Origin of the sequence: Curtobacterium sp. 314Chir4.1, from assembly GCF_900215175.1 — a bacterium.
GTDB lineage: Bacteria > Actinomycetota > Actinomycetes > Actinomycetales > Microbacteriaceae > Curtobacterium > Curtobacterium pusillum_A.
The window spans coordinates 277,570-299,839 of record NZ_OCMI01000004.1; the positions used below are offsets into that span (position 1 = coordinate 277,570).

The 22,270-nt window shown below is 68.2% G+C and carries 21 protein-coding genes; 1 reads left to right on the plus strand and 20 read right to left on the minus strand.

Features of this window, described 5'->3' with window-relative positions:
• Positions 1–293: 293 nt before the first annotated feature.
• The 20 genes from CRP27_RS14090 to CRP27_RS14180 form a co-directional block, all read right to left on the minus strand.
• Positions 294–560: an Rv0909 family putative TA system antitoxin gene (locus tag CRP27_RS14090; RefSeq protein WP_097181261.1), complete on the minus strand. Its 267-nt coding sequence runs from the start codon at positions 558–560 to the stop codon at positions 294–296.
• Between the two features lie 193 nt (positions 561–753).
• The gene (gene tuf, locus CRP27_RS14095) at positions 754–1,941 is read right to left on the minus strand and encodes an elongation factor Tu (protein WP_079237384.1); all 1,188 of its coding nucleotides are present in this window, start codon (positions 1,939–1,941) and stop codon (positions 754–756) included.
• Positions 1,942–2,088: 147 nt separating this feature from the next.
• On the minus strand, positions 2,089–4,203 hold the full coding sequence (gene fusA / locus CRP27_RS14100) for an elongation factor G (RefSeq protein ID WP_097181262.1): 2,115 nt from the start codon (positions 4,201–4,203) through the stop codon (positions 2,089–2,091).
• Between the two features lie 89 nt (positions 4,204–4,292).
• A complete protein-coding gene (gene rpsG / locus CRP27_RS14105; protein ID WP_058728452.1) occupies positions 4,293–4,763 on the minus strand; it encodes a 30S ribosomal protein S7 in 471 nt (156 codons plus the stop codon).
• Positions 4,764–4,767: 4 nt separating this feature from the next.
• Positions 4,768–5,136: a 30S ribosomal protein S12 gene (gene rpsL, locus CRP27_RS14110; protein ID WP_071292552.1), complete on the minus strand. Its 369-nt coding sequence runs from the start codon at positions 5,134–5,136 to the stop codon at positions 4,768–4,770.
• A gap of 407 nt (positions 5,137–5,543) precedes the next feature.
• Positions 5,544–6,680 carry a hypothetical protein gene (locus CRP27_RS14115; protein ID WP_097181263.1) on the minus strand — a complete coding sequence of 379 codons (1,137 nt, stop codon included), beginning with the start codon at positions 6,678–6,680 and terminating at the stop codon, positions 5,544–5,546.
• 34 nt (positions 6,681–6,714) lie between these two features.
• Positions 6,715–7,173, minus strand: a complete 459-nt coding sequence (locus CRP27_RS14120; protein WP_097181264.1) for a DUF6121 family protein — start codon at positions 7,171–7,173, stop codon at positions 6,715–6,717.
• Positions 7,174–7,197: 24 nt separating this feature from the next.
• Positions 7,198–7,776: a hypothetical protein gene (locus CRP27_RS14125; protein ID WP_141399775.1), complete on the minus strand. Its 579-nt coding sequence runs from the start codon at positions 7,774–7,776 to the stop codon at positions 7,198–7,200.
• Between the two features lie 187 nt (positions 7,777–7,963).
• Positions 7,964–8,686, minus strand: coding sequence for a hypothetical protein (locus tag CRP27_RS14130; RefSeq protein ID WP_097181266.1), 723 nt, complete (start codon positions 8,684–8,686; stop codon positions 7,964–7,966).
• A gap of 2 nt (positions 8,687–8,688) precedes the next feature.
• Entirely contained in the window at positions 8,689–9,381 is a 693-nt protein-coding gene (locus CRP27_RS14135; protein WP_141399776.1) for a hypothetical protein, read from the minus strand.
• 59 nt (positions 9,382–9,440) lie between these two features.
• On the minus strand, positions 9,441–10,493 hold the full coding sequence (gene pilM, locus CRP27_RS14140; RefSeq protein WP_097181268.1) for a type IV pilus assembly protein PilM: 1,053 nt from the start codon (positions 10,491–10,493) through the stop codon (positions 9,441–9,443).
• 39 nt (positions 10,494–10,532) lie between these two features.
• Entirely contained in the window at positions 10,533–11,354 is an 822-nt protein-coding gene (locus CRP27_RS14145; protein ID WP_097181554.1) for an A24 family peptidase, read from the minus strand.
• Positions 11,351–13,165 (minus strand): hypothetical protein, encoded by a 1,815-nt coding sequence (locus tag CRP27_RS14150; protein WP_097181269.1) that lies wholly within the window; start codon positions 13,163–13,165, stop codon positions 11,351–11,353. Before CRP27_RS14150 ends, CRP27_RS14145 begins: the two co-directional genes overlap by 4 nt.
• Entirely contained in the window at positions 13,165–13,890 is a 726-nt protein-coding gene (locus CRP27_RS14155; RefSeq protein WP_369680020.1) for a type II secretion system protein J, read from the minus strand. Before CRP27_RS14155 ends, CRP27_RS14150 begins: the two co-directional genes overlap by 1 nt.
• The gene (locus CRP27_RS18280; protein WP_176505615.1) at positions 13,887–15,236 is read right to left on the minus strand and encodes a type II secretion system protein; all 1,350 of its coding nucleotides are present in this window, start codon (positions 15,234–15,236) and stop codon (positions 13,887–13,889) included. Before CRP27_RS18280 ends, CRP27_RS14155 begins: the two co-directional genes overlap by 4 nt.
• Before the next feature lie 85 nt (positions 15,237–15,321).
• Positions 15,322–15,819, minus strand: a complete 498-nt coding sequence (locus tag CRP27_RS18600) for a prepilin-type N-terminal cleavage/methylation domain-containing protein (protein ID WP_097181271.1) — start codon at positions 15,817–15,819, stop codon at positions 15,322–15,324.
• Positions 15,820–16,027: 208 nt separating this feature from the next.
• Positions 16,028–17,251 (minus strand): type II secretion system F family protein, encoded by a 1,224-nt coding sequence (locus tag CRP27_RS14165; protein ID WP_097181272.1) that lies wholly within the window; start codon positions 17,249–17,251, stop codon positions 16,028–16,030.
• Positions 17,251–18,885 (minus strand): type IV pilus twitching motility protein PilT, encoded by a 1,635-nt coding sequence (locus tag CRP27_RS14170; RefSeq protein ID WP_097181273.1) that lies wholly within the window; start codon positions 18,883–18,885, stop codon positions 17,251–17,253. The genes CRP27_RS14165 and CRP27_RS14170 overlap by 1 nt, the downstream gene beginning before the upstream one ends.
• 16 nt (positions 18,886–18,901) lie before the next feature.
• A complete protein-coding gene (locus tag CRP27_RS14175; protein ID WP_097181274.1) occupies positions 18,902–20,572 on the minus strand; it encodes a GspE/PulE family protein in 1,671 nt (556 codons plus the stop codon).
• A gap of 172 nt (positions 20,573–20,744) precedes the next feature.
• Entirely contained in the window at positions 20,745–21,773 is a 1,029-nt protein-coding gene (locus tag CRP27_RS14180) for a GNAT family N-acetyltransferase (protein ID WP_097181275.1), read from the minus strand.
• Positions 21,774–21,836: 63 nt separating this feature from the next.
• Between CRP27_RS14180 and CRP27_RS14185 the strand changes: the two genes are divergently transcribed.
• On the plus strand, positions 21,837–22,232 hold the full coding sequence (locus tag CRP27_RS14185; protein ID WP_079237401.1) for a VOC family protein: 396 nt from the start codon (positions 21,837–21,839) through the stop codon (positions 22,230–22,232).
• Positions 22,233–22,270 lie beyond the last annotated feature (38 nt).

Here is a 22,270-nt window from a genome sequence, read left to right on the forward strand (position 1 = left end):
GGGAGTGCTCTCGGGTCGTCGTCGGGCGACGCCGAGCGCAGCGCAGCGGAGCAGCACCGTGCGGGCAGGGTCCCTGGGTGCGTGCTGCGGCGGTGTTCGGGTCACCACGCGGGCCGGTCCGGCCTCGCGACTCCACGGTATCCAGTTGCGGGAAACCGCCGCTGCACCCAGTGTGGGGTACACGGGTGCCCCCCTTTGCGAGGACGCCCCCCGAGTGGGCGACACCCGGGTCCGTCAGGCACGACGACGCCCGCCCGGCGCGGTGCCGGACGGGCGTCGTCGGAGCGTTTGGCTCAGACGGGATCGCTGCCGTTGTTCCCGATCTTGTCGTCGAGGTTCTGCGCGGTCTTGTCGATCTGCTCGTCGAACTTGCCGCCCGTGACCTTCTTGATGCCGTCCGCGAGGCCGTGGATGATCTTGTCGGAGACCTCTTCGGCCTTGTCGCTCTTGACGGCCTCCTCGATCTTGTCGCGGTTCTCGTCGACGAAGGCCTTCGCCTTGTCGGTCACTTCCTGCGCCTTGGCGGACACGTTCTTCTGGATGTCGTCGAAGCCGGCCATGCTGCCTCCCTGTCCGGCCGGGCGAACCGACCGCTCGATGGCCGGACCTCCCGACCGCTTGGCCCACATCGTGCCCGCGGGAGCGCTCGTTGTCCGCGGAACGCAGGCGAACTGTGAGCAAACGCCGGCTCCGGGGGACACGAAAGCGGGGCCGAGCCCGAAGGCCCGACCCCGCTTCAGCAGGTAACCGGAGTTACTTGGTGATCTCCTCGACCGTACCGGCGCCGACCGTACGACCACCCTCACGGATGGCGAAGCGGAGGCCCGGCTCCATGGCGATCGGCTGGATGAGCTCGACGGTCATGGAGACGGTGTCGCCGGGCATGACCATCTCGGTGCCCTCGGGCAGCGTGATGACGCCGGTGACGTCCGTGGTGCGGAAGTAGAACTGCGGGCGGTAGTTCGCGTAGAACGGGTTGTGACGCCCACCCTCGTCCTTGGTCAGGATGTACGCGTTCGCCTTGAAGTCCGTGTGCGGCGTGACCGAACCGGGCTTGACGACGACCTGGCCGCGCTCCACGTCCTCGCGCTTGAGGCCACGGATGAGCAGACCGGTGTTGTCACCAGCCTCGGCCTTGTCGAGCAGCTTGCGGAACATCTCGATGCCCGTGACCGTGGTCTTCTGCGTCGGGCGGATGCCGACGATCTCGACCTCGGAGTTGAGGTCGAGCGTGCCACGCTCGACGCGACCGGTGACGACGGTGCCACGACCGGTGATCGTGAAGACGTCCTCGATCGGCATGAGGAACGGCTGGTCGGTGGCGCGCACCGGGTCCGGGACGTTCTCGTCGACGGCGGCCATCAGGTCCTGGACGGACTTGACCCACTTCTCGTCGCCCTCGAGCGCCTTGAGCGCCGAGACCTGCACGACGGGGGCGTCCTCGTCGAACTCCTGCGAGCCGAGGAGCTCGCGGACCTCGAGCTCGACGAGCTCCAAGATCTCCTCGTCGTCCACCATGTCGGACTTGTTCAGCGCGACGACGATGTAGGGGACGCCGACCTGGCGGGCGAGCAGCACGTGCTCACGCGTCTGGGGCATCGGGCCGTCGGTGGCGGCGACCACGAGGATCGCGCCGTCCATCTGCGCCGCACCCGTGATCATGTTCTTCACGTAGTCAGCGTGACCGGGGGCGTCGACGTGCGCGTAGTGACGCTTCTCGGTCTGGTACTCCACGTGGGAGATGTTGATCGTGATACCGCGGTCGCGCTCCTCGGGAGCGCTGTCGATCTGCGCGAAGTCACGGGCCTCGTTGAGGTCCGGGTACTGGTCGTGCAGAACCTTGGTGATCGCCGCCGTGAGCGTCGTCTTGCCGTGGTCGACGTGACCGATGGTTCCGATGTTGACGTGCGGCTTGGTGCGCTCGAACTTGGCCTTGGCCACTGGGGTCCTCCTCAGGACTCGGAAGCGACACCCCCGGCCGGCCCTGGATGGGCTCGGGACCGTTGGTGCGCGGTGTGTGTCTTTACTTTACTTGGTGGCGAGGGGCCCGTCGCCGGGCGCCCCCGCCTGTGGAGAAGCGCTGGAGCGCTACTCCCCCGCGTTCTTCGCGATGATCTCCTCGGCGACCTTGGCCGGGACCTGGCTGTAGGTCTCGAAGGTCATCGAGTAGACGGCACGACCAGAGGTCTTCGACCGCAGGTCGCCGACGTAGCCGAACATCTCGGACAGCGGCACGCTCGCGCGGACCACCTTGACGCCGGAAGCGTCCTCCATCGAGGCGATCTGGCCACGACGGGAGTTGAGGTCACCGATGACGTCGCCCATGTACTCCTCGGGAGTACGCACCTCGACGGCCATGATCGGCTCGAGGATGGCGGGGCCGGCCTTGCGGGCGGCTTCCTTGTAGGCGATGGAACCGGCGATCTTGAACGCCATCTCGGACGAGTCGACGTCGTGCGCCGCGCCGTCCTTGAGGATGGCCTTCACGCCGACCGTCGGGTACCCGGCGAGGATGCCGACCTGCATGGCGTCCTGGATACCGGCGTCGACCGACGGGATGTACTCGCGCGGCACGCGACCACCCGTGACGGCGTTCTCGAACTCGTAGACCTTCTCGGCCGTGACCTCCATCGGCTCGAGCGCGATCTGCACCTTCGCGAACTGACCGGATCCACCGGTCTGCTTCTTGTGGGTGTAGTCGTAGCGCTCGACGACCTTGGTCAGCGTCTCGCGGTAGGCCACCTGGGGCTTGCCGACCGACGCCTCGACCTTGAACTCACGCTTCATGCGGTCGACCAGGATGTCGAGGTGGAGCTCGCCCATGCCCTTGATCGTGGTCTGGCCGGTCTCGGCGTTGAGCTCGACGCGGAACGTCGGGTCCTCTTCGGCGAGCTTCTGGATGGCCGTGGAGAGCTTCTCCTGGTCAGCCTTCGTGTTCGGCTCGATGGCGACCTCGATCACCGGCTCCGGGAACGTCATCGACTCGAGGACGACCTGGTTGGACGGGTCGCACAGGGTGTCACCGGTGGTGGTGTCCTTGAGACCGATGACCGCGTAGATGTGGCCGGCGGTCACGTTGTCGACCGGGTTCTCCTTGTTGGAGTGCATCTGGAAGATCTTGCCGATGCGCTCCTTCTTGCCCTTGGTCGAGTTGATGACCTGCGCACCGGACTCGATCGAGCCGGAGTACACGCGGACGTAGGTGAGGCGACCGAAGAACGGGTGCACCGCGACCTTGAACGCGAGGGCCGAGAACGGCTCGGAGGCATCCGGCTTGCGGATGATCTCCTTCTCCTCGTCCTTGACGTCGTGGCCGATCATCGGCGGGACGTCGAGCGGCGACGGGAGGTAGTCGATGACGGCGTCGAGCATCGGCTGGACACCGCGGTTCTTGAACGCGGAACCACAGAGGACGGGGTAGACCTCGGAAGCGATCGTGAGCTTGCGGATCGCGCCCTTGATCTCGTCCTTGGTCAGTTCCTCGCCACCGAAGAACTTCTCGAGCAGGGCGTCGTCGGTCTCGGCGACGCGCTCGATCAGCTTCGCGCGGTACTCCTCGGCACGGGCCTGGAGGTCCGCGGGGATCTCCTGGACCTCGTACTGGGCGCCCATGGTGACGTCACCCTTTGCGTCGCCCGGCCAGACCTTGGCGTGCATCTCGATGAGGTCGATGATGCCGACGAAGTCGTTCTCGGCACCGATCGGGAGCTGGAGCACGAGCGGCTCCGCACCGAGACGGTTGATGATCGTGTCGACGGTGAAGTAGAAGTCGGCGCCGAGCTTGTCCATCTTGTTGACGAAGCAGATGCGCGGGACGTTGTACTTGTCGGCCTGACGCCAGACGGTCTCGGACTGGGGCTCGACGCCCTCCTTGCCGTCGAAGACGGCGACGGCACCGTCGAGGACGCGGAGCGAACGCTCCACCTCGACCGTGAAGTCCACGTGACCGGGGGTGTCGATGATGTTGATCTGGTTGTTGTCCCAGAAGCAGGTCGTCGCGGCCGACGTGATCGTGATGCCGCGCTCCTGCTCCTGCGCCATCCAGTCCATCGTCGCAGCGCCGTCGTGGACCTCACCGATCTTGTGCGTGATGCCCGTGTAGAACAGGATGCGCTCGGTCGTCGTGGTCTTGCCGGCATCGATGTGCGCCATGATGCCGATGTTGCGGACCTTGTTCAGGTCGGTGAGCACGTCCTGTGCCACAGGGTTCCTCCGGAAGAGTTGTAGGAGAGGTTGGCGGCCGTCCGGGGCGCCAGCGGTTCATGACCACCGGCGCCCGGACGGTGCCGGGACTACCAGCGGTAGTGGGCGAAGGCCTTGTTCGACTCGGCCATCTTGTGGGTGTCCTCACGGCGCTTGACCGCGGCACCGAGACCGTTCGACGCGTCGAGGATCTCGTTCATGAGACGCTCGGTCATCGTCTTCTCGCGACGGGCCTTGGCGTACGAGGTGAGCCAGCGGAGCGCGAGGGTGTTCGCGCGGTGCGGCTTGACCTCGACCGGGACCTGGTAGGTCGAGCCACCGACGCGGCGGCTGCGGACCTCGAGGGTCGGACGGACGTTGTCGAGCGCCTTCTTGAGCGTCGCGACTGCGTCCTGCTGGTTCTTGGCGGAAACGCCTTCGAGTGCGTCGTAGACGATGCGCTCGGCGAGGCCCTTCTTGCCGTCCAGCAGGATCTTGTTCACGAGCTGGGAGACGATCGGTGCGCCGTAGACCGGGTCTGCGACGACGGGACGCTTGGGGGCGGGACCCTTACGAGGCATTGGCTCAACCCTTCTTCGCGCCGTAGCGGCTACGCGCCTGCTTACGGTTCTTCACGGCCTGCGTGTCGAGCGCGCCGCGGATGATCTTGTAGCGGACACCGGGGAGGTCCTTCACACGACCGCCGCGCACGAGCACCATCGAGTGCTCCTGGAGGTTGTGGCCCTCACCGGGGATGTAGGCCGTGACCTCGGTACCGTTCGAGAGCTTCACACGAGCGACCTTGCGCAGTGCCGAGTTCGGCTTCTTCGGGGTGGTGGTGTAGACGCGGGTGCACACACCACGCTGCTGGGGGTTCGCCTTCAGGGCGGGCGCCTTGGTCTTGGTGACCTTCGGCGAACGACCCTTGCGAACGAGCTGCTGAATAGTAGGCAACTGTTCTCCTGGTCCTGCTCGTGTTCTCTGGCCGACGCGGTCCGCCGGCTTCCTCGTCCCACGCTGATTGCCGCCTGACGGCGGACGACGATGGGGGACGGAGTCCGGTCGACCGTTGGTCGAGCCGGATTTTTCGGGCGCGCACGAGGGCGCACACCCGGAAGAGCCTACCCGCGTAACCTCGCGAAATCAATCCGGGCGCGTCGCCCTGGAGGCCCGTCCGGACCGCCGTGGGCGAACACGCCGGATCGGGGTGGTCGCGCTGCGCGGGGCGCGACGCCGGGGCCCGCCCGGCACGTCGTCCCGCACCGGGCGGTGGAGCCGCGCCGCGTCGGAGGAGCGCCCGCGTTGCGGGCGCGCGCCGTGCCTCCAGGCTGGTGCCGACCGGGCGACGGAGGCGAGACGGGTCACGAACCGGTGTCGGAGGAGCCGTTGCCGATGGCCGACCGGAAGGTCGCACCGGCGTCGGTGAAGCCCGTGATGTAGCCGCTCGCGTTGACGTTCATCGGACCCGCGGACGCCGTGCCCACGCCACCGGCGCCGGAGATGTCCGCGGTGAAGGTCGCCCGTCCGTACGTCGTCGTGGTGACCAGCCAGCCGTTCGACAACCAGCCGCCGACCGAGACCGCCGGGCGGGTGTCGAGCGTCCACTTCTGGTTCGTGTAGGTGTACGCGGAGTCCTCGCCGTAGGCGTAGAAGCTGCAGCCCTTCGGCGCCGCGTCCGTCGAGGCGATGCAGCCGTCGACCCAGGCGTTCACCGCGTCCTTCGCGGACTGCTCACCCGCTGCGGTGAGCTTCGTCGTCATCGACACCGGCGAGGACGCCGTCCCGCCGAAGCCGGCCACCGTCGCCGTCGTCGCGTCGGCCGAGTACCACTTGCCGCCGTCGACCGCGACGTCGTACGTGCCGGGGAGCGCCGTCAGGGTGGCCGTGCCGTCCTTCGACGTGGTCACGCCCTGCCCGCCGACCAGCACCTTCGCGCCGGCCGGACCACGCACACTGACGTCGACCGCGCCGAGCTTCGGGGCCTCGAGCTCCCAGACCGGGAAGACGCCCCAGTCGGTGCCCGTCTTGTCGAGCGTGAAGGTCGACGAGACGTCGCGGCCGCCCTGCCGCAGGTACGCGGTCACCGTCGCGGTGTCGCCGTCGTCGCGGGTGGCGGCGATCCGGTACCCCGTGACGCGCCCCTTGGCCTTGGCGTACGCCGCGTCGGTCAGGAGCACGTCGCCCTTGTCGTGGTCGATGCCCGCGGTCTTCAGGGCGTCCTCGACCTTGCCGGCCGAGAGGTCGTCGAGGAACGCGCGCACCGGGCGGTCCGCCGAGTGCGTCGACGTCCCGACCGAGTACCCGACCACGCCGGCGACGGCCAACAGCACGACGGCGGCGCCACCGGCGATGATGCCGATGAGGGGGCCGCGTCCGAGCTTCCGGCGCGGTCGCGCCGGTACGGGGGTCACCGTCTGCCGGGGCGCCCCGTGCTCGCCGCTGATCTCGTCGACGTTCGGGACGGAACCCCATCCGTCGGCCTGGTGCTGGTCGGTCATCGGTCCCCCGTCGTCCTGTGGTGCTGCCGGAATCCTACCGTCGGGCACCGTCATCGCCGCCGGTCGTCGTGACCCGCTCCGCACGCGACTGGTGGCGCGACGTCGCGATCCCGCCGACGACGCTGAGGAGCGCCACGACCACCGACCCGACCACGAACGGGCCGAGGGCGTAGCCCGCCGGGAACACCACCAACTCGGTGAGGTCACTGCGGACCAGGGCGTACCCGACCGCTCCGACGCCGAGCATCACGAGGTACACCGTCGCAGCGGCGACGAGGCCGGTGACGCCGGGGTTGCCCTCCCGGGCGCCGGCCGCGGTGGCCAGGAAGACGACCACCGCACCGGCCAGCACCATCGCGGGACCGAGGTACGGGGTGGCGTCGGGCTGGGAGATGATCTCGACGTCGGCGAGCAGCGCCTCGAAGCCCGTCACCGCGATCACGAGCGCGATGAAGAGGATCGACGTCATCGTCGCGATCAACCACCGGGACATGCGGTGATCGTACCGCCGGGAGGGTCAGGCGTGCTCGTGCCGGCCGGCCTGCTCCTGTTGTGCGTGCTGCTCCTGCTGTGCGTGCTCCTGCTGTGCGTGCTGCTCCTGGGCTGCTGCGACGAGCGCGAGGGCGATCGTGGCCGTGATCACCGGGATGGACTCGGTCATCGGGGCGGCGGCGGTGGGCGCGTCCGTCGCGGCGGTCGTGGCCGTCGGTTCGGCCTGGAGGCGCGGCTCGGCTCCGGACTGCTCCGTCGCGTCCGCCTCGTGGTCGCGCAGCGCCGGCCCGATGACCGGCAGGACCGCCGTGGTCGCCGCCGGCTCGGTGTGCCGCACCGGGATCTCGGTCGCCGCCGGGGCGCCCCGCTTCGCGGCGCGACGGGCCTTCGCCATCTTCACCAGGACGACCACGGCGACGATCGCCCAGATGCCGTTCACGATGGTCGACGGGACGGCGTGGTGCGCCGCGACGTTGATCGCGACGGCGAGGCCACCGACGAGGTTGAAGAGCTGGTAGACCGGGCCGTTCGGGAGCTTGCCCATCGAGAACAGCAGGTAACCAGCAAGGACGGTTACGGCTCCGAACCAGCCGAGGAATTCCACGATTCCAGCCAACACGCGCGACTCCGGGCACGACGAGGAACGGCCATTTCGAGCGGCCGTTCGAGAGGGGGATGAGCAGCCGCGAGTGCGGTGTCAGGAGCATCGTAAGCACACCGACAGGCGTCGCGGAAGAGGGTGCGGCGTGGCGGGGTGCGCCCTGTTCGGGAGGGGGTTCCGGACGGGTCCGTCAGCCCTCGGAGGCGGTGGTCAGGACGTAGATCGAACCACCGAGCGTCCAGGTCTGCTGCCCGCTCGTCGTGCCGTCGTCATCGGATCCCGCAGGGGTCGACGAAATTGCGTCGACGAGGAAGAGACGGCCCCCGCTCTGGACGCCCTTCGTGAACGCGAGTGCTTGGTCGTAGGTGCCCTTCACGTCGACGCTCACGGGGATGACGGCGAAGTTGGCCGACGTGACCAGCGGGCTCGTCGCCGGTGCCGGCGCCGCCGGAGTCGAGGGCTCGACACTCGGAGCGCTCGTCGCCTCAGCTGACGGAGAGGCCGACGGGGACGCGGATGCGGTGTCGGTCGGCGTGGACTCGGTCGGCGCGACCGCGGTTGCGGGCGGCTGGTAGCTGGTGGGGTCGCCTATCGTCATCGCGGAGATCGTCACCCCGGTTGCCGTCGACGTCGCGTTGAGCTGATCGAGGAACTGCGGAGTCTCCGCGGATGCCGGGATCGACTTCTGCAGCCGCGCGAGCGTTGCCTTCATCGACGGCAGTGACCGGGCACGCTCGGCGAGCCGGTCGAGTTCCTTGCGGTACTGAGCGTTGGTCGTCTCGATTGACGAGCGTTCGCTGTCGCTCGCCGATGCGGCTGCGAGCTGCGGCTGCACGCCGAGGAAGAAGCCGGCCGCGAGGACGACCAGCGCGGCGAGCGCGGCGGCAAGCAGGTAGATGCGTGTCTTGGCCATCGTCACTTCTCCTTGGGCGCGTACTTGCCGTCGTACGCCTCGACGCCGACGTGGATCGTCATGTCGACGGTGTAGCCCGCCGAATCACTCGACAACGTGACGGAGTCCGCGTTGGCGTCCACGAACCCGGGCAGCCCCTTCACTGACTGCAGCCACTGGGGAACGGACGGGAAGGTGGCGGAGTTCGCCGAGAACGTGATGGTGGCGATGCGCTGACCGCGGAGAGGGCCCTGCGCCTGGTCGAACGCCTCGGTCGGGTTGGCGGACGACACCGACAGCGTGCCGATCGTCACCGTCGACGGGAGCGATGCCTGGACCTTGGTCAGGTAGTCGGACCAGTCGATCTCCGTGGAGCCACCGACGGTCTGAGCCGCCTGCAGCAGTCGAGTGTCGCCCTCGACGGTGCGGACGTCCTTGTACCGGAGCTGCTGCTGGAGCAGCGTCGTCGACTCCGAGCGGGTCAGGTCGAGCTCGGACTGCGCGTGGGCCTGGTCCAGCACCGCTGCACCGACGCCGAGTGCGGTGACGAGTGCGAGGACTCCCACACCAAGCCAGGCCCGTCTGACGAGAGCTCTCGCTCGACGGTTCGCGTAGACCTCTTGCGGCAGGAGGTCGACACGAGGCTCCATGCCGGTGACGACAGGAGCCGCTGACGACGGCGCCGAGCGTGCCTGCTTCGCGACCGGCGTGCGCACGGTTTCAGCCTTCCGGTTCCGAGCGCCTCGTCCGATGCGAGGGGCTTCGATCTCCCGTGTCATGCTGCCTTGCTCCCAGCGGTCAACCCGTACGCGACGGTGAGTGCTGAACCGTGGTTGCGGACAGCGTCCTCGGTGATGGACTTCGAGAAGGCGACGCCCGCGAACGGATCACCGAGCACCACCGGCACGCGGAGCGCTTCGCCGACGGTCTCCGCGAGCCCGCGCATGCGACTCCCACCACCGGTGAGCACGACTTCCCGGACCCGAGCCTCGGCATGCGTGTTCGCGTAGTAGTTGACCGTGTTGCGAACGCTCGTCACGAGCTCGGACGCGACCTCTCGGATCACCGCGACCGCGCGCTCGTCGTCCTGCGTCTGCGCCGCTCCGCCGAAACCGAGGTGGATCTTGACCATCTCAGCCTGCTCCGTCCCGATCTCGAACCGGTTCGCGAGCGCCCTCGTGACGTCCGCCCCACCGGACGGGATGATGCGGACGAACTGCGGCACGCCATCCGCGACGATCACGACGCTCGTCGTCTCCGCGCCCATCTCGACCAGGGCGACGAGGCCCGTGCGGGCAGCACGGGTGACCAGGACCCGCGAGAGTGCGAACGGGATCAGGTCGACCCCCGCGGGGTTGAGGCCGGCGAGCTCGACGGCTTTCACGTTGGCGAGCACAGCGTCCTTGACCGCAGCGATCAGGAGCCCGTTGACGACCGGACCCGCGTCGGAGTGCCCCTGGGACGTTGGGTAGAAGTCGAGCAGCGCGTCTCCCACCGGCACCGGCAGCATGTCCTGTACCTGGAAGGGCAGTGATTCGCGGATCTGCGCCAGGGGCGCGAGCGGCACCGTGAGGTCTCGCGAGAGCACGCGCTGGTTCCCCATCCCGAGGATGACGTCCTTCGACCGGAACCGCGCGCGCGACCACATGCTCTTGAGCGCGTTGGCCACCGTGTTCGGCTCGATGACCTCGCCACGGCTCGCCGCGCCCTCGGGCAGGGCGCCTTCGGCGATCCGCAGGATCGTCGGCGTGGCCCCGGCGGCGCCGACGACCTCGACGGCACGGATCGACGTCGAACCGATGTCGACACCGACGATGCTCTTGGCCATGAGGGATTCCGATCTGGGTTGCTGAGGGCTTGGTCTGGATCAGGAGAGGCCGATGAGGGCCAGGTACGCGTGCCACACGGCATCGCCGAACAAGAGTCCGCACCACGCTCCGAGCAGCATCCACGGACCGAACGGGATCCCGTTTCCACGGCGTGCTCGTCGGGCGAGGACCAGTGCGACGGCGAACGTACCGCCGAGGAGGAACGCAGCGAAAGCACCCACTGCGAGTGATCCCCATCCGAGGTACGCGAGCACGAGGCCGAGGACGCCGGCGAGCTTCACGTCACCGAATCCCATCCCGTCGGGTACGGCTACGGCGAGCATGAGGTACGTCCCGCCCAGGACCAGCATCCCGAGGACGCCTCGAAGCAACGCGCCCCAGTCGCCCGTGGCCGCAGATGCCCCGGTGAGCAGAGCCCCGAGCACCAGGTAGGCGGGCAGGACGATGACGTTGGGCAGCCGGTGCGTGTCGAGGTCGATGAGCGCCAGAGCCACGCTGATGGCCATGAAGTACAGCAATGCGATGGTGAGCAGCGTCGTGCCGGTTGGCGTCCCGCCGATCGTCCACAGCGCCGCCGCAACCGCACAGAACAGCAGCGCGGTGGCGAGTTCGACGAGTGGGTACCTCGAGGAGATCGGCTCTGAACAGTCCCGGCAGCGCCCGCGCAGGATCAGCCAGGAGAGGACAGGCACGTTGTCACGGCGGCGGATCGGAGTCCCGCAGGCCGGGCACGCACTGGCCGGACTCGCAACGGAGACGCCTGCAGGAACGCGGTAGACCACGACGTTCAAGAACGATCCGACGACGAGTCCGAGCACCGTCGCGAGGACGGCGACGAACGGGAGCGGGAGGATGGTCATCGGCACGCGCTCCCGCTCCTGATGCAGGTCCCGTTCGCAGCGAACGCTGCGGGGACCTCGATCTGACTCGCTACCTTGAACGTCGTCGCGATCGGCGTGGGGAAGGCTGGCGGTGTGAACGATGCCAGGCTCGAGTCGTACTTGTAACTCTTTGCGTAGCCGCTGTACGAACCGGAGCTCGCGACGGCGACCGCACCGCGGTACTTCTGCGCGATCGAGCCGACCACGGTCAGCGTCCCGCGATTGTTCCCCTGGTCGTAGTTCTGGACACCGAACTGGCCGTCGTTGGAGAGGAGAGCCGCGTCGATCTCCCGGTCGACACCGGTGATCGGGACGCCACTGGACTTGATCAGGTTGCGGGACGAATCGACCGGGTTCCACACCCAGACTGCCTCCTCACCGATGAGTCCGAGGACAGTCGAGGCCTGCCGCGGACTCGCGTAGGTGAGGTCGCCGGTGACGTACGCGAAGTTCTCGGCCGCCACCGTGAGCGACTTGCTCACCGTGCCCTTGACGAACAGGTCGCCGGCCTGGCACGAGTAGGCCGGGATGGTCGTGGTCGGCCGCGTCCCGTACGTGTAACTCGGGGCCTTCTCGCCGGCGTACGGGAAGCCGACACCGTTCCCACCCGTCGATGCACTCCCGCTCGAGCACGACGGCGCCGCGGAGTTCGACGAGTACCAGTAGTTGGGGTCCTGGGTCGACCCGGAGCGTCGCGCAGGAGGATTCTGAACGTACATCACCGTGCCGGCCGTCGGAGTGAAGGTCGACCCGCTCGTGGATCGAAGGCCGGAGACCGCGCCGCAGTTCGCCGGAGTGCTCGCGGCGAGCGTCGCCTGGACGACGTTGGTCGCGATGGTCTGCGGCGAGACGACCGTGACGGTCCCGCCGCTGTTGAAGGTGATCTTCGTCGGTCCGGTGTAGAGGCAACCAGGGGTGTCGGTCTTCGTGGGATCGACCTGGTCGAGCATGGTCTGGATCGTCGTGGGCGGCGTGAGTGTCGGCGCGATCGTCGGCGAACCGAGGTCGTACGAGCCGTTCATGTTGCCGGAGCCGTAGATGCGGGAATCGCAATTGTGCGTGACGGGCTGGGGCGACTGCACCGTCGAGTGGAAGGTGGACCCGCAGATGTTGATCGTGTCGTTCGACCGCACCGGCCCGAACAGCTCGTCGTTCGGCGCGAACGTGACCTGCTGGCAGTAGCTCGAGCCCGATCGTTGATCGATGACGTACGCGCTCGTGCACCCGCTGTTGAACGTCGGATCGCTCGACTCGAAGTCCGTCCAGTAGAGGTAGTTGGAGAAGCCGTCGCTCTTGACGCTCGCGACGAGGCTTCGCGTCGTCGCGCCGCTCTTGCCCGTCACACGGAGCTTGACGATCCCTTGGTCCACGTACCGACGGTTGTCCACCTCGTACCGGTAGAACTCGGCACCGGCCGGGGCGTTCGTCGCACTCGGTACGGTCCCGGTCGCGTTCGGGACCCCTACCCACCCGGTGAAGGCATCGTTGCTGTTCGTGCCGGTGAAGCGGGACGAGCCCCCGAACGTCGACGAGCTGCCGTAGTTCCAGTAGGTCTGGTCCGCGGACATGTGGAACTGGTAGTTCGCGAGTCCGGCGTACGCCGCGGAGATGGCGTTGGCCCAGTCACGGTTGGTGTTCGACTTGGTGATGCCGCTCGACGAGACCGCGACCATCGTCGCGACGAGGATCGTGACGACGGCACCGATCCCGACGACTGTCGCGAGGGCTACTCCCTGCTCGTCGTCACGGAGACGACGAGCGCCACGGAGGGCACGCAAGAAGCGGAGCATCAGTTCCCCCCGAGGTTGGGCATGGCGATCGTGTTCGTGACGGAGACATTCCCCGCTCGAGCGCCGCTACCGGTGCCGACGAGGAGGGTGACACGGACGCTGGTGATCTTCGCGAGGTCTGCGTCCGATGCAGCTCCCGAAGCTGTGGACACCGTGTTGCCGAGGGCGTCGAGGTAGGTGAACGTCACCTGGTTCACTGCGCTCGTCGTCATCGTGCGCGTGGCTGAGGGAGCAGTGGGAAGACTTGCTGAAGCGCTGATCGGGAACGTCCAGTAGTTACCCGTGGAGTCCGCGACACCCGCCCATTTCTGCTCGACGAGCCGACCGGCGGAGTCCACGGTGAACTGCACCTCGACCGGCTGCTCAGGGAGAGAAGTCCCCGCGACGTAGGAGAGGTGCACGTAGGCGAAGAAGCGGACCGACGTCGAGCTCGCGTACTGCACGCCGACCTGGTAGGTCGCAGCAGCTGAGCCGGTGGCGCCCGCAGCGGAGCTGGACAGCGGGTTGTTCGTCGCCGCACGGAGCATCCGGCCCATCTCGTCCATGGCGTTCGATGCTTCACGCGAGTTCGAGTTCACCGCCCGGGACAGGACTGATGCCTTCTGCGCGGAGACCATGAACCCCGCAGCGGCGGCGAGCACGATGGCGGTGAGGATCATCGCGACCATGAGCTCGACGAGCGTCATGCCTCGATCGTCCCGGACGAACCTGCGGACGGCGCTCACGAGCTCGGCACCCGTCGAGGGTCGAGCATGACGCGGTTGCCGTTCGGCACGACGCCCGTCGTCGCGGTCACCGTTGGTGTCGCCCCCAGCGTCAGTGTGACCGCACTCCCGACACCGATGCCCTCCGTGAGGGTGTACGTGCCGTACGGGAGCGCGAGACGCGCGGTATTGCTCAGTCCGGCGAACACGTACGTCGTCGTCGTCGCACATCCCGGGTCACCGTTTCCGCCGGCGGTCACCGTGGTCGCGACGACGGCGTTGTCCAGCGCACTCGACAACTTCACCGCGAAGACGCCCATGGGGACCGGCACGGCCGGTTGCGACGCGCCGGCGAGCACCTGGACCGGGATCTGCGGCGCGGAGACAGCCGTGCCGTTCGGGGTCGACCACGCGCCCGGATCGCCGTTCGTGCACGTCGCGCTGTAGGTACCCGGCACCGCCCAGTACCCCTCCTTGAAAGGGAAGGCCTTCATCGACGTGGCGGTCCCCATCGACACGTCCGGTGTGCCGGTGTGCCGGAGGACTGCGGAGAGCGAGCGGGGCAGCGTGATCGGGTTCGTGGTGTCCGACGGGAACTGCAGGTTGTACGTGGCCGCCGTGTCGTACGTGAAGGTCTGGCTTGCCGTCTGACCCTGCACGACGGTGAGGGACTTGGTCGTGGACGTGGCCTGCACCGGGTCGCGTCCGTCGGACGACACGACCTTGACGGTGTAGTTCCCCGGCGTGACGTTCGTCGCGTACGCACACCCGTCGGAGTCGGTGACGCCTGGTTGCGCGGAGAGTGTCGTTGCCCCGTTGGGGGTGGTGCCGGGTGTCACGGTCACCGTCACTCCCGGGTTACCGATCCCGAGCGCGTTGGACACGACGACCACGACGGTGCCGTTGTCCTCGTCGCTGACCGTCGACGTCGGCGCGACCAGGGTGTCCATCGACACTGACTGCGCAGCGCGCTTGCCGTCCGTCCAAGCGACCTTGACGGTGACACGCTTGTAGGCGAGGGCACCGGTGCCGGCGCCGCAGGTGACGTCTTCGCCGGTCGCCGAGATCCAGTTCGCGGTCCGACTGACCGTGTACGCGACGCCCCCGACCGAGACCGGCGCGTTCGTCGCGTTGCGCAGCGAGAAGACGTCCTTGGTCGTCCGCGCGGTGTCGATCGCCTGTTGGGCGAGATTCGTGGCGGCGACACGGGACTTGCTGACGCCGGAGAGGACGAGGGAACTCGTGATCCCGCCGGCGATGCCGACGGCGATGATCGCGAAGACGACCATCGCGACCATGACCTCGACGATGCTGAGGCCCTCGTCGCCGGCGAGACGCTCGCGCAGCTTGCGGCTGATGCAGATCACGGTTCCTCCTCCCACGCTCGGGAGCGGTATGCGGGACGACGCCTGCAGCGAGGAGCCGCTGCAGGCGTCGTCAGGTCAGCGATGGTCAGCAGGTGCTGGGCAGCGGGTGGGTGGAGTCGACCTTCGTGGTGCCCGAACCGTTGTCCGTGGCGAAGAAAGTGGCGCCACCCGTACGGGTACCAGAGACGCAGAAGGACGTCTTGTCGGAGGCAACCTTGACCGTCAGGGTGTTCGTGTTGCCCGACACGGTTGCGCCGGCCTGCGTCCAGGTCTGCGACGACGTGGAGCTGATCGGCCCGGCGAGGACCGATGCGGTCGACAGGGTGATCGTGCCGGCCGCGTCGAACGTCCCGAGCGAGGTCAGCGCCGACACGGCCGCGGTCTTCGCGTTCGTGACGTCGGACTGGACGGCCGAGTCCTTCGCGTTGTTCTGGACGTTGAGGTACACCGGGATCGCGATCGCGGCAAGGATGCCGATGATGATCACGACAACGAGGAGCTCGATGAGCGTGAAGCCCTTCTCGTCCTCTTCGAGGAGACCCTTGCGGCGAGCGTTCAGCTTGCCCATGAGAGCTGCGTACATGATTTTCCACTCTTTCGGGAATGTCGATGGAGATTGTTTCGGGGCTGTGCTCTGCCGCCGTGGACAAGAGTATTGAGGGCAGATTCTCGGCATAATCCCGAGAACGGGGGGTGAGCGGGGAGCAAAATGCCCCCATTAACGGGGGCACGAAAGCCGAAAACACCCCCGCGAGAGGGACGGCGGGGGTGTTCGTCTCGGGAAGCTCGGCTCAGTGGATCAGGGAGGTGATCTGGAAGATCGGCAGGTAGAGGGCGATGATCATCCCACCCACCACGACACCGAGGAAGGCAATGAGCAACGGCTCGATCAGCGAAGTGAGGGATTCGGTCGTCGCCTCGACCTCATTGTCGTAGAAGATTGCGATCTTCTCCAACATCAATTCCATCGATCCAGCATCTTCGCCGACTGCGATCATCTGGGAGACCATTTGTGGGAAGACCGACTCGGTCGCGAGCGGTTCCGCAATAGACGATCCTTTTCGCACTGATTCAGCGACGCGATCGACTGCCTTTTCAACGACGAAGTTGTTCGATACCTCACCGACGATCTTCAACGCCTGGAGAATCGGGACGCCAGCGCCGATCATGTTGGCGAAGTTGCGGGCGAACCGCGCGATGACGATCTTCTTGTTCAGCTGACCGAACACTGGCAGCCGCAGCTTGATCGGGTCGAGTGCGCCGCGTACTCGATCCGAGTTCTTGTTCGTCCGCCACCAGACACTGAACGCGATCGCCCCGATAGCGAGCGCGGGGAGGACGAACACCATCGAGTGGGACATGTAGACGAGGATCATCGTCGGCAAGGGCAACTTCCCGCCGAGGCTCTCGAACATGTCCTGGAAGATCGGGACGATGAACACGAGCATCACGAGCACGCTCACGAGTGACATGACGAGCACGACCACGGGGTAGGTCATCGCTGACTTGATCGTCGTCCGGAGCTTGTGCTCCTTCTCGAAGTTCGTGGCGATCGAGTCCATCGCCTGGTCCAGGAACCCGCCCGTCTCGCCGGCCCGGATCATGTTGATCATGATCGGGGGGAACTCGACGGGGTACTTGGCGACCGCGTCGGAGAAGGACACACCGCGCTCCACGTCGTCGCGCACCTTGCCGAGGATTTCCCTGAGGAGCTTCGACTCGGTCTGGTCCGCGAGGATCGAGAGCGCCCGGAGGAGGGACAGCCCCGAAGCGAGCATCGTGGAAGCCTGCCGGGACATGATCGCCAGGTCCTTCAACTTGACCGAGGGCGCGAACCCCGGAACCACGATGTCGCGCTGCAGCCCCGTACCGGCCTTCGCCTCGGTGATGGCGATCGGCGAGACACCCATCCCCCGGAGCCGCTGGACGACCGCACCCTCGGAGGACGCGTCGAGGCGCCCCTTCACGAGCTTGCCGGCGCCGTCGCGCCCCCGGTAGTCGTAGGCGAGCGACATCAGTGGCCTCCTGAGTACTTGTCGCCGAAGTCGATCTCGGATGCGGCGATGGCGGCGGCGGAGGAGTCCGACGGGGACTCGACGCGCTGCACGAGCCGGTCGAAGCCCTCGAGGTCGTGCACCTTCTCCATCGCGGCCTTCCGCGTGATGGTGCCGACGTTGACGAGTTCGGCGAGGTCCTGGTCCATCGTGTGCATGCCCATGTCACGCCCGGCCTGCATGGCGGAGGTGATCTGGTAGGTCTTGCCCTCGCGTACGAGGTTCCCGATGGCCGGGGTGGTCTTCATGATCTCGGTGGCGACGACGCGGCCGGAGCCGTTGGCCTTCGGCACGAGGGTCTGGCAGACGACGCCTTCGAGGGTGGAGGCGAGCTGCGTCCGGATCTGTCCCTGCTGGTGCGGCGGGAAGACGTCGATGACGCGGTCGATGGTGCCGGGGGCGCTCTGCGTGTGCAGGGTGGCGAACACGAGGTGACCGGTCTCGGCGGCGGTGAGGGCGACGGAGATGGTCTCGAGGTCGCGGAGCTCGCCGATGAGGATGACGTCGGGGTCCTGGCGGAGCACGTGCTTGAGGGCGGCGGCGAAGGAGTGCGTGTCCGCCCCGACCTCGCGCTGGTTGATGATCGCCTTCTTGTGGTCGTGCATGAACTCGATCGGGTCCTCGACCGTCACGATGTGGTCCGCCCGGGTCTCGTTGACGAGGTCGATGAGTGCGGCGAGGGTGGTCGACTTGCCGGAGCCGGTGGGCCCGGTGACGAGCACGAGCCCGCGCGGCAGCTTGGCGAACTCCCCCACGTGGTCGGGGATGCCGAGCTGCTTGAGGGTCTTGATCTTCGTGGGGATGATGCGGAACGCCGCGCCCCAGTTGCCGCGCTGCTGGTAGTAGTTCACGCGGAAGCGGTACTCGGGCGACAGCGAGTACGCGAAGTCGAGTTCCTGCTCGTGGTCGAACTGACCGGCCTGCTCGACGGACAGCAGGGTCTTCAGGGCGGCGATCACCTTGTTGCGTGCCCACGGGCCGCCGGGGACGGCGGGCCGGAGCGACCCGTCGACGCGCACCGTGGGTGCGGCGTCCGCGGTGAGGTGGAGGTCGGAGGCGCCCTGGTAGACGACCTGCGCGAGCGCGGTGATGAGGTCGGGGTCGGCGACCTCGCGCGCGTGCCGGGTGAAGTTGATCTCGGCCTGCCCGTCGGGTGCGGGCGCGTAGGTGGTCGGGGCGTGGACTGCCTGGAGGACCGTGGTCGGTTCCGCGGGCACGACCGGCAGGTGCTGGGTCACGGCGTCGGCGTACCCGTAGGACGCGGTCGACGGCGGGACGGCTGCGGGTGGTGTGGCGGGCGCGGCGTGCGGCTGCGCCACCGGCACGGCGACGGGGTCGCCCGCGGGCGCCGGCCACGACGCGATCTCACCGGTCGGGGCCGGCCACGCGGCCGTGTCACTGGACAGGTCGTGGACCGGGACCGACGGGGCGGGCGCGACCCGTGCCTCCAGGTCGGGTGAGGTGGGCTGCTGCGCGGCGGCTGCCGCGAGCCGCGCGGCACGACGGCCGCCGACCTCGGTGCCGGGGCGTCCGGGGTGCCAGCCGGCGACGGGTTCGTCCCCGGGCACGGAGATGTCGTAGACGGAGTCAGTCATCGTTCCACTCCCACGCCTACGCGACCACGCGCAGGATCTCGTCGATGCTCGTCATGCCGAGCTTGACCTTCTCCCACCCGTCCTGACGGAGGGTGAGCATGCCCTGCGCCTGGGCGACGCGGCTGATCTCGGCGCTGGACGCACGGGAGACGGCGAGGCGCTCGATCTCCTCGGTCACGGTCATGACCTCGTGCAGGGCGATGCGGCCGCGGTACCCGGTGTTCGAGCAGACCGCGCATCCGACGGGGCCGAAGAACTCGGGGACGGCGGTGTCCTCGGTGGCGACGAAGCCGAGCGCGACGAGCTGCGCGGGCGTGTACTGCGCCGGGGCCTTGCAGCGGTCGCAGAGCCGGCGGGCGAGCCGCTGGGCGACGACGGAGTCGAGCGCGGACCCGACGAGGAACGGCTCGATGTCCATCTCCGTCAGGCGGGTGATCGCCGAGGGGGCGTCGTTCGTGTGCAGGGTCGAGAGCACCAGGTGGCCGGTGAGGGAGGCCTCGATCGCGATCTGCGCGGTCTCGTGGTCGCGGATCTCGCCGAGGAGCACGACGTCGGGGTCGGAGCGGAGGATCGAGCGGAGGGCGGACGCGAAGGTCAGACCGGCCTTCGGGTTGACCTGCACCTGGTTGATGCCGGCCATCCGGTACTCGACCGGGTCCTCCACCGTGATGACGTTGATCTCCGGGCGGGCGACCGCGTTGAGCGTCGTGTACAGGGTCGTCGACTTGCCGGAGCCGGTCGGGCCGGTGACGAGGATCATCCCGTACGGCTTCGAGTAGGAGCGCTGGTACGCCTGGAAGTTCTGCTCGAGCAGGTTGAGGTCCTTCAGGGACATCGACGTGTTCGTGTTGTCGAGGATCCGCATGACGACCTTCTCGCCCCACACGGTGGGGAGGGTCGCGACGCGGAGGTCGATCTGCCGACCGCCGTGGCGCACCGACATGCGGCCGTCCTGCGGCTTCCGACGCTCGGCGATGTCGATGTCGCTCATGATCTTCAGGCGGCTGATGACACCGTTCTGGATGTTCTTGGGCGCCGGGGCCATCTCGTGCAGCACGCCGTCGATGCGGTAGCGGACGCGGACCTCGTGCTCACCGGGCTCGATGTGGATGTCCGACGCGTGGTCCTGGATCGCCTGCGACACGAGCAGGTTCACGAAGCGGACGATCGGGACGTCGTCGAGGGCGCCGTCGGTCAGGTCGACCTGCTGCTGCGCCTGGGCCGACGCCTCTTCCTCGAGGGACGACGTGAGGTCGTTCAGTTCGTCGTCGGCACGGAGGTAGCGGTCGAGCGCCGCGGCGAGGTCGCGTTCGTCGACCTGCAGGGGCTTCACCGGGCGACCGGAGGCGGTGCGTGCGTCGTCGATCGCGAGGACGTTCGTCGGGTTCACCATCGCGAGGACGAGGGTCTCGCCCTCGAACCCGACGCCGAGCACGCCGTGGCGACGGCAGAGCGCCGCGGGCAGCATCGACACCGCGGTGCCGTCGACCGGGTAGTCGGTCAGCGGGACGGTCTTGGAGTTGTTCGACGCGGCGCGGGCGGTGATGTACTGCGCCTCGCTCACCAGCCCCTGGTCGACCAGCGACCGGATCGAGCGGTCGTCGATCTCCTCGTCGCCGGTCATCGAGTCGAGGTGCTCGATCGGCAGGGCTCCGTTGAGGATGAGGATCTCGGACAGTGTGGCCATGTGCCTCCGAGCCTCCTTCGGGTCGCGCGCTGGACGTGGGGACGAGCGCCGCAGGGGTTCGACGCCCGACCACGCTACGTCCGCGCCGAACGGCCACCGCAGTCCCACAACGAGGGGGCGAGGGGGTGTTCCGTGGCCCCAGTGCAGGGGTACCCGCGGGTATCGACCCTCGTCAGAGGGCCGTCGACGCGGTGACGTGCACGTCGCCCGCGACGAAGCCGAGGCGCTCGTAGATGCGCCCGGCACCGCTCGGGTTCTCGGCGTCGACGTGCAGCACCGCGGCGGACAGGCCGTCCGCCCGGATCGCCCGCAACGAGGCGTCGAGAACGATGGGCGCGAGGCCCCGGCCCCGGGCAGCACGGACGACCCCGACCCAGTGCACGTACCCGTACGAGCGACCGCGCGCCGCGAAGCCGTCCGGGTCCACCTCGACGATCGCGAACGCCACGATCGCCCGGTCGGCGTCGAGCACCACGCGCGACAGGTCGAGCCGACTCTTGCTCGCGGTGAGGAAGCCGTGCCAGTCGGACTCGACCATCGGCTGCGAGCCCCAGTGGTCGCGGAAGGAGTCGTTCTTGGCGTGCCGCAGCGGCTCGATGTCGTCCGGGGTCGCTGCCCGGACGACGTGGCCGTCCGGCAGCGCCGGCACGTCCGTGGCGTCGCCGTCGCTCTCGCCGAGGACGACCTGCATGTCGATCCAGTTCCGGGTCGGTTCGAACCCGGACCGCGCCGCGAGCCGGAGCGACCCGGCCCCCTGCGGGGCACCGATCTCGATCGTGGCGGGCAGGTCGACGTCGAGCGCCGCGAGCCGCTGGCGTGCGCGGCCGACCTGCCACGCGAGCACCCGTCGGCCGATCCCCCGCCCGCGGAACCCGGGGTGCACGGTCCCGTCGAGCACCACCCGCGCGGCGGTGACCCGGGAGGGGACGTCGATGACGATGCCGTACGCCTGCACATGCCCCTCAGCATCGACGCCGACGAGGGTGTCCCGGGCGACGTCGAGCCCCTCGGTGGACAACGTCCGCTCGAAGTCGGCTGTGGAGGGACGAGCGTGCGGGTCGTCCACCGCCGCGGCCGCCACCGCGAGGGCGTGCACCGCGGCGAGGTCGTCCCGTGACCCGGCCCGGAACGTCAACCCGCCGACCGGCACCGGGTGCTCGAGGTGGGCAGGGGCCGTGATCCGTTCGCGCAGCGTCGCCATGCCCCCAGCCTGCCAGGGCAGAAACTGCTCGACGTGCACGCCCACCGCGGGACATGATGAGTCATGGACATCACGAGCGTGACCGTGGGGCTGCCCGTCACCGACATCGAAGCGTCCTGCCTCTGGTACGGCGCCGTGTTCGAACGCGCCGAACCGGACCTCGAGCCCGACGACGGCATCGCCGAGTACGAGGTCGGCGGCATCTGGATCCAGCTCTACGAGGACGAGAACGCCGAGGAGAACCCGGTCAGCGTCCGCTTCGGCGTCGACGACGTCACCGCCCAGCACGCCCGGATCGGTGCGCTCGGTATCGACATCGGCCCCGTCGAGTGCGTCGACGGCGCCGTCGACTGGTTCGACGTCCGCGACCCTGACGGGAACGTCCTCAGCCTGTTCTCCCTGGTCGACGAGACCGGTCGAGGATCCGGCCGCGACAACGGCGCGGACCGCGCGCTCTAGACGCACCCGCAGACGGCCTGGAGGCACGGTGCCGGCCC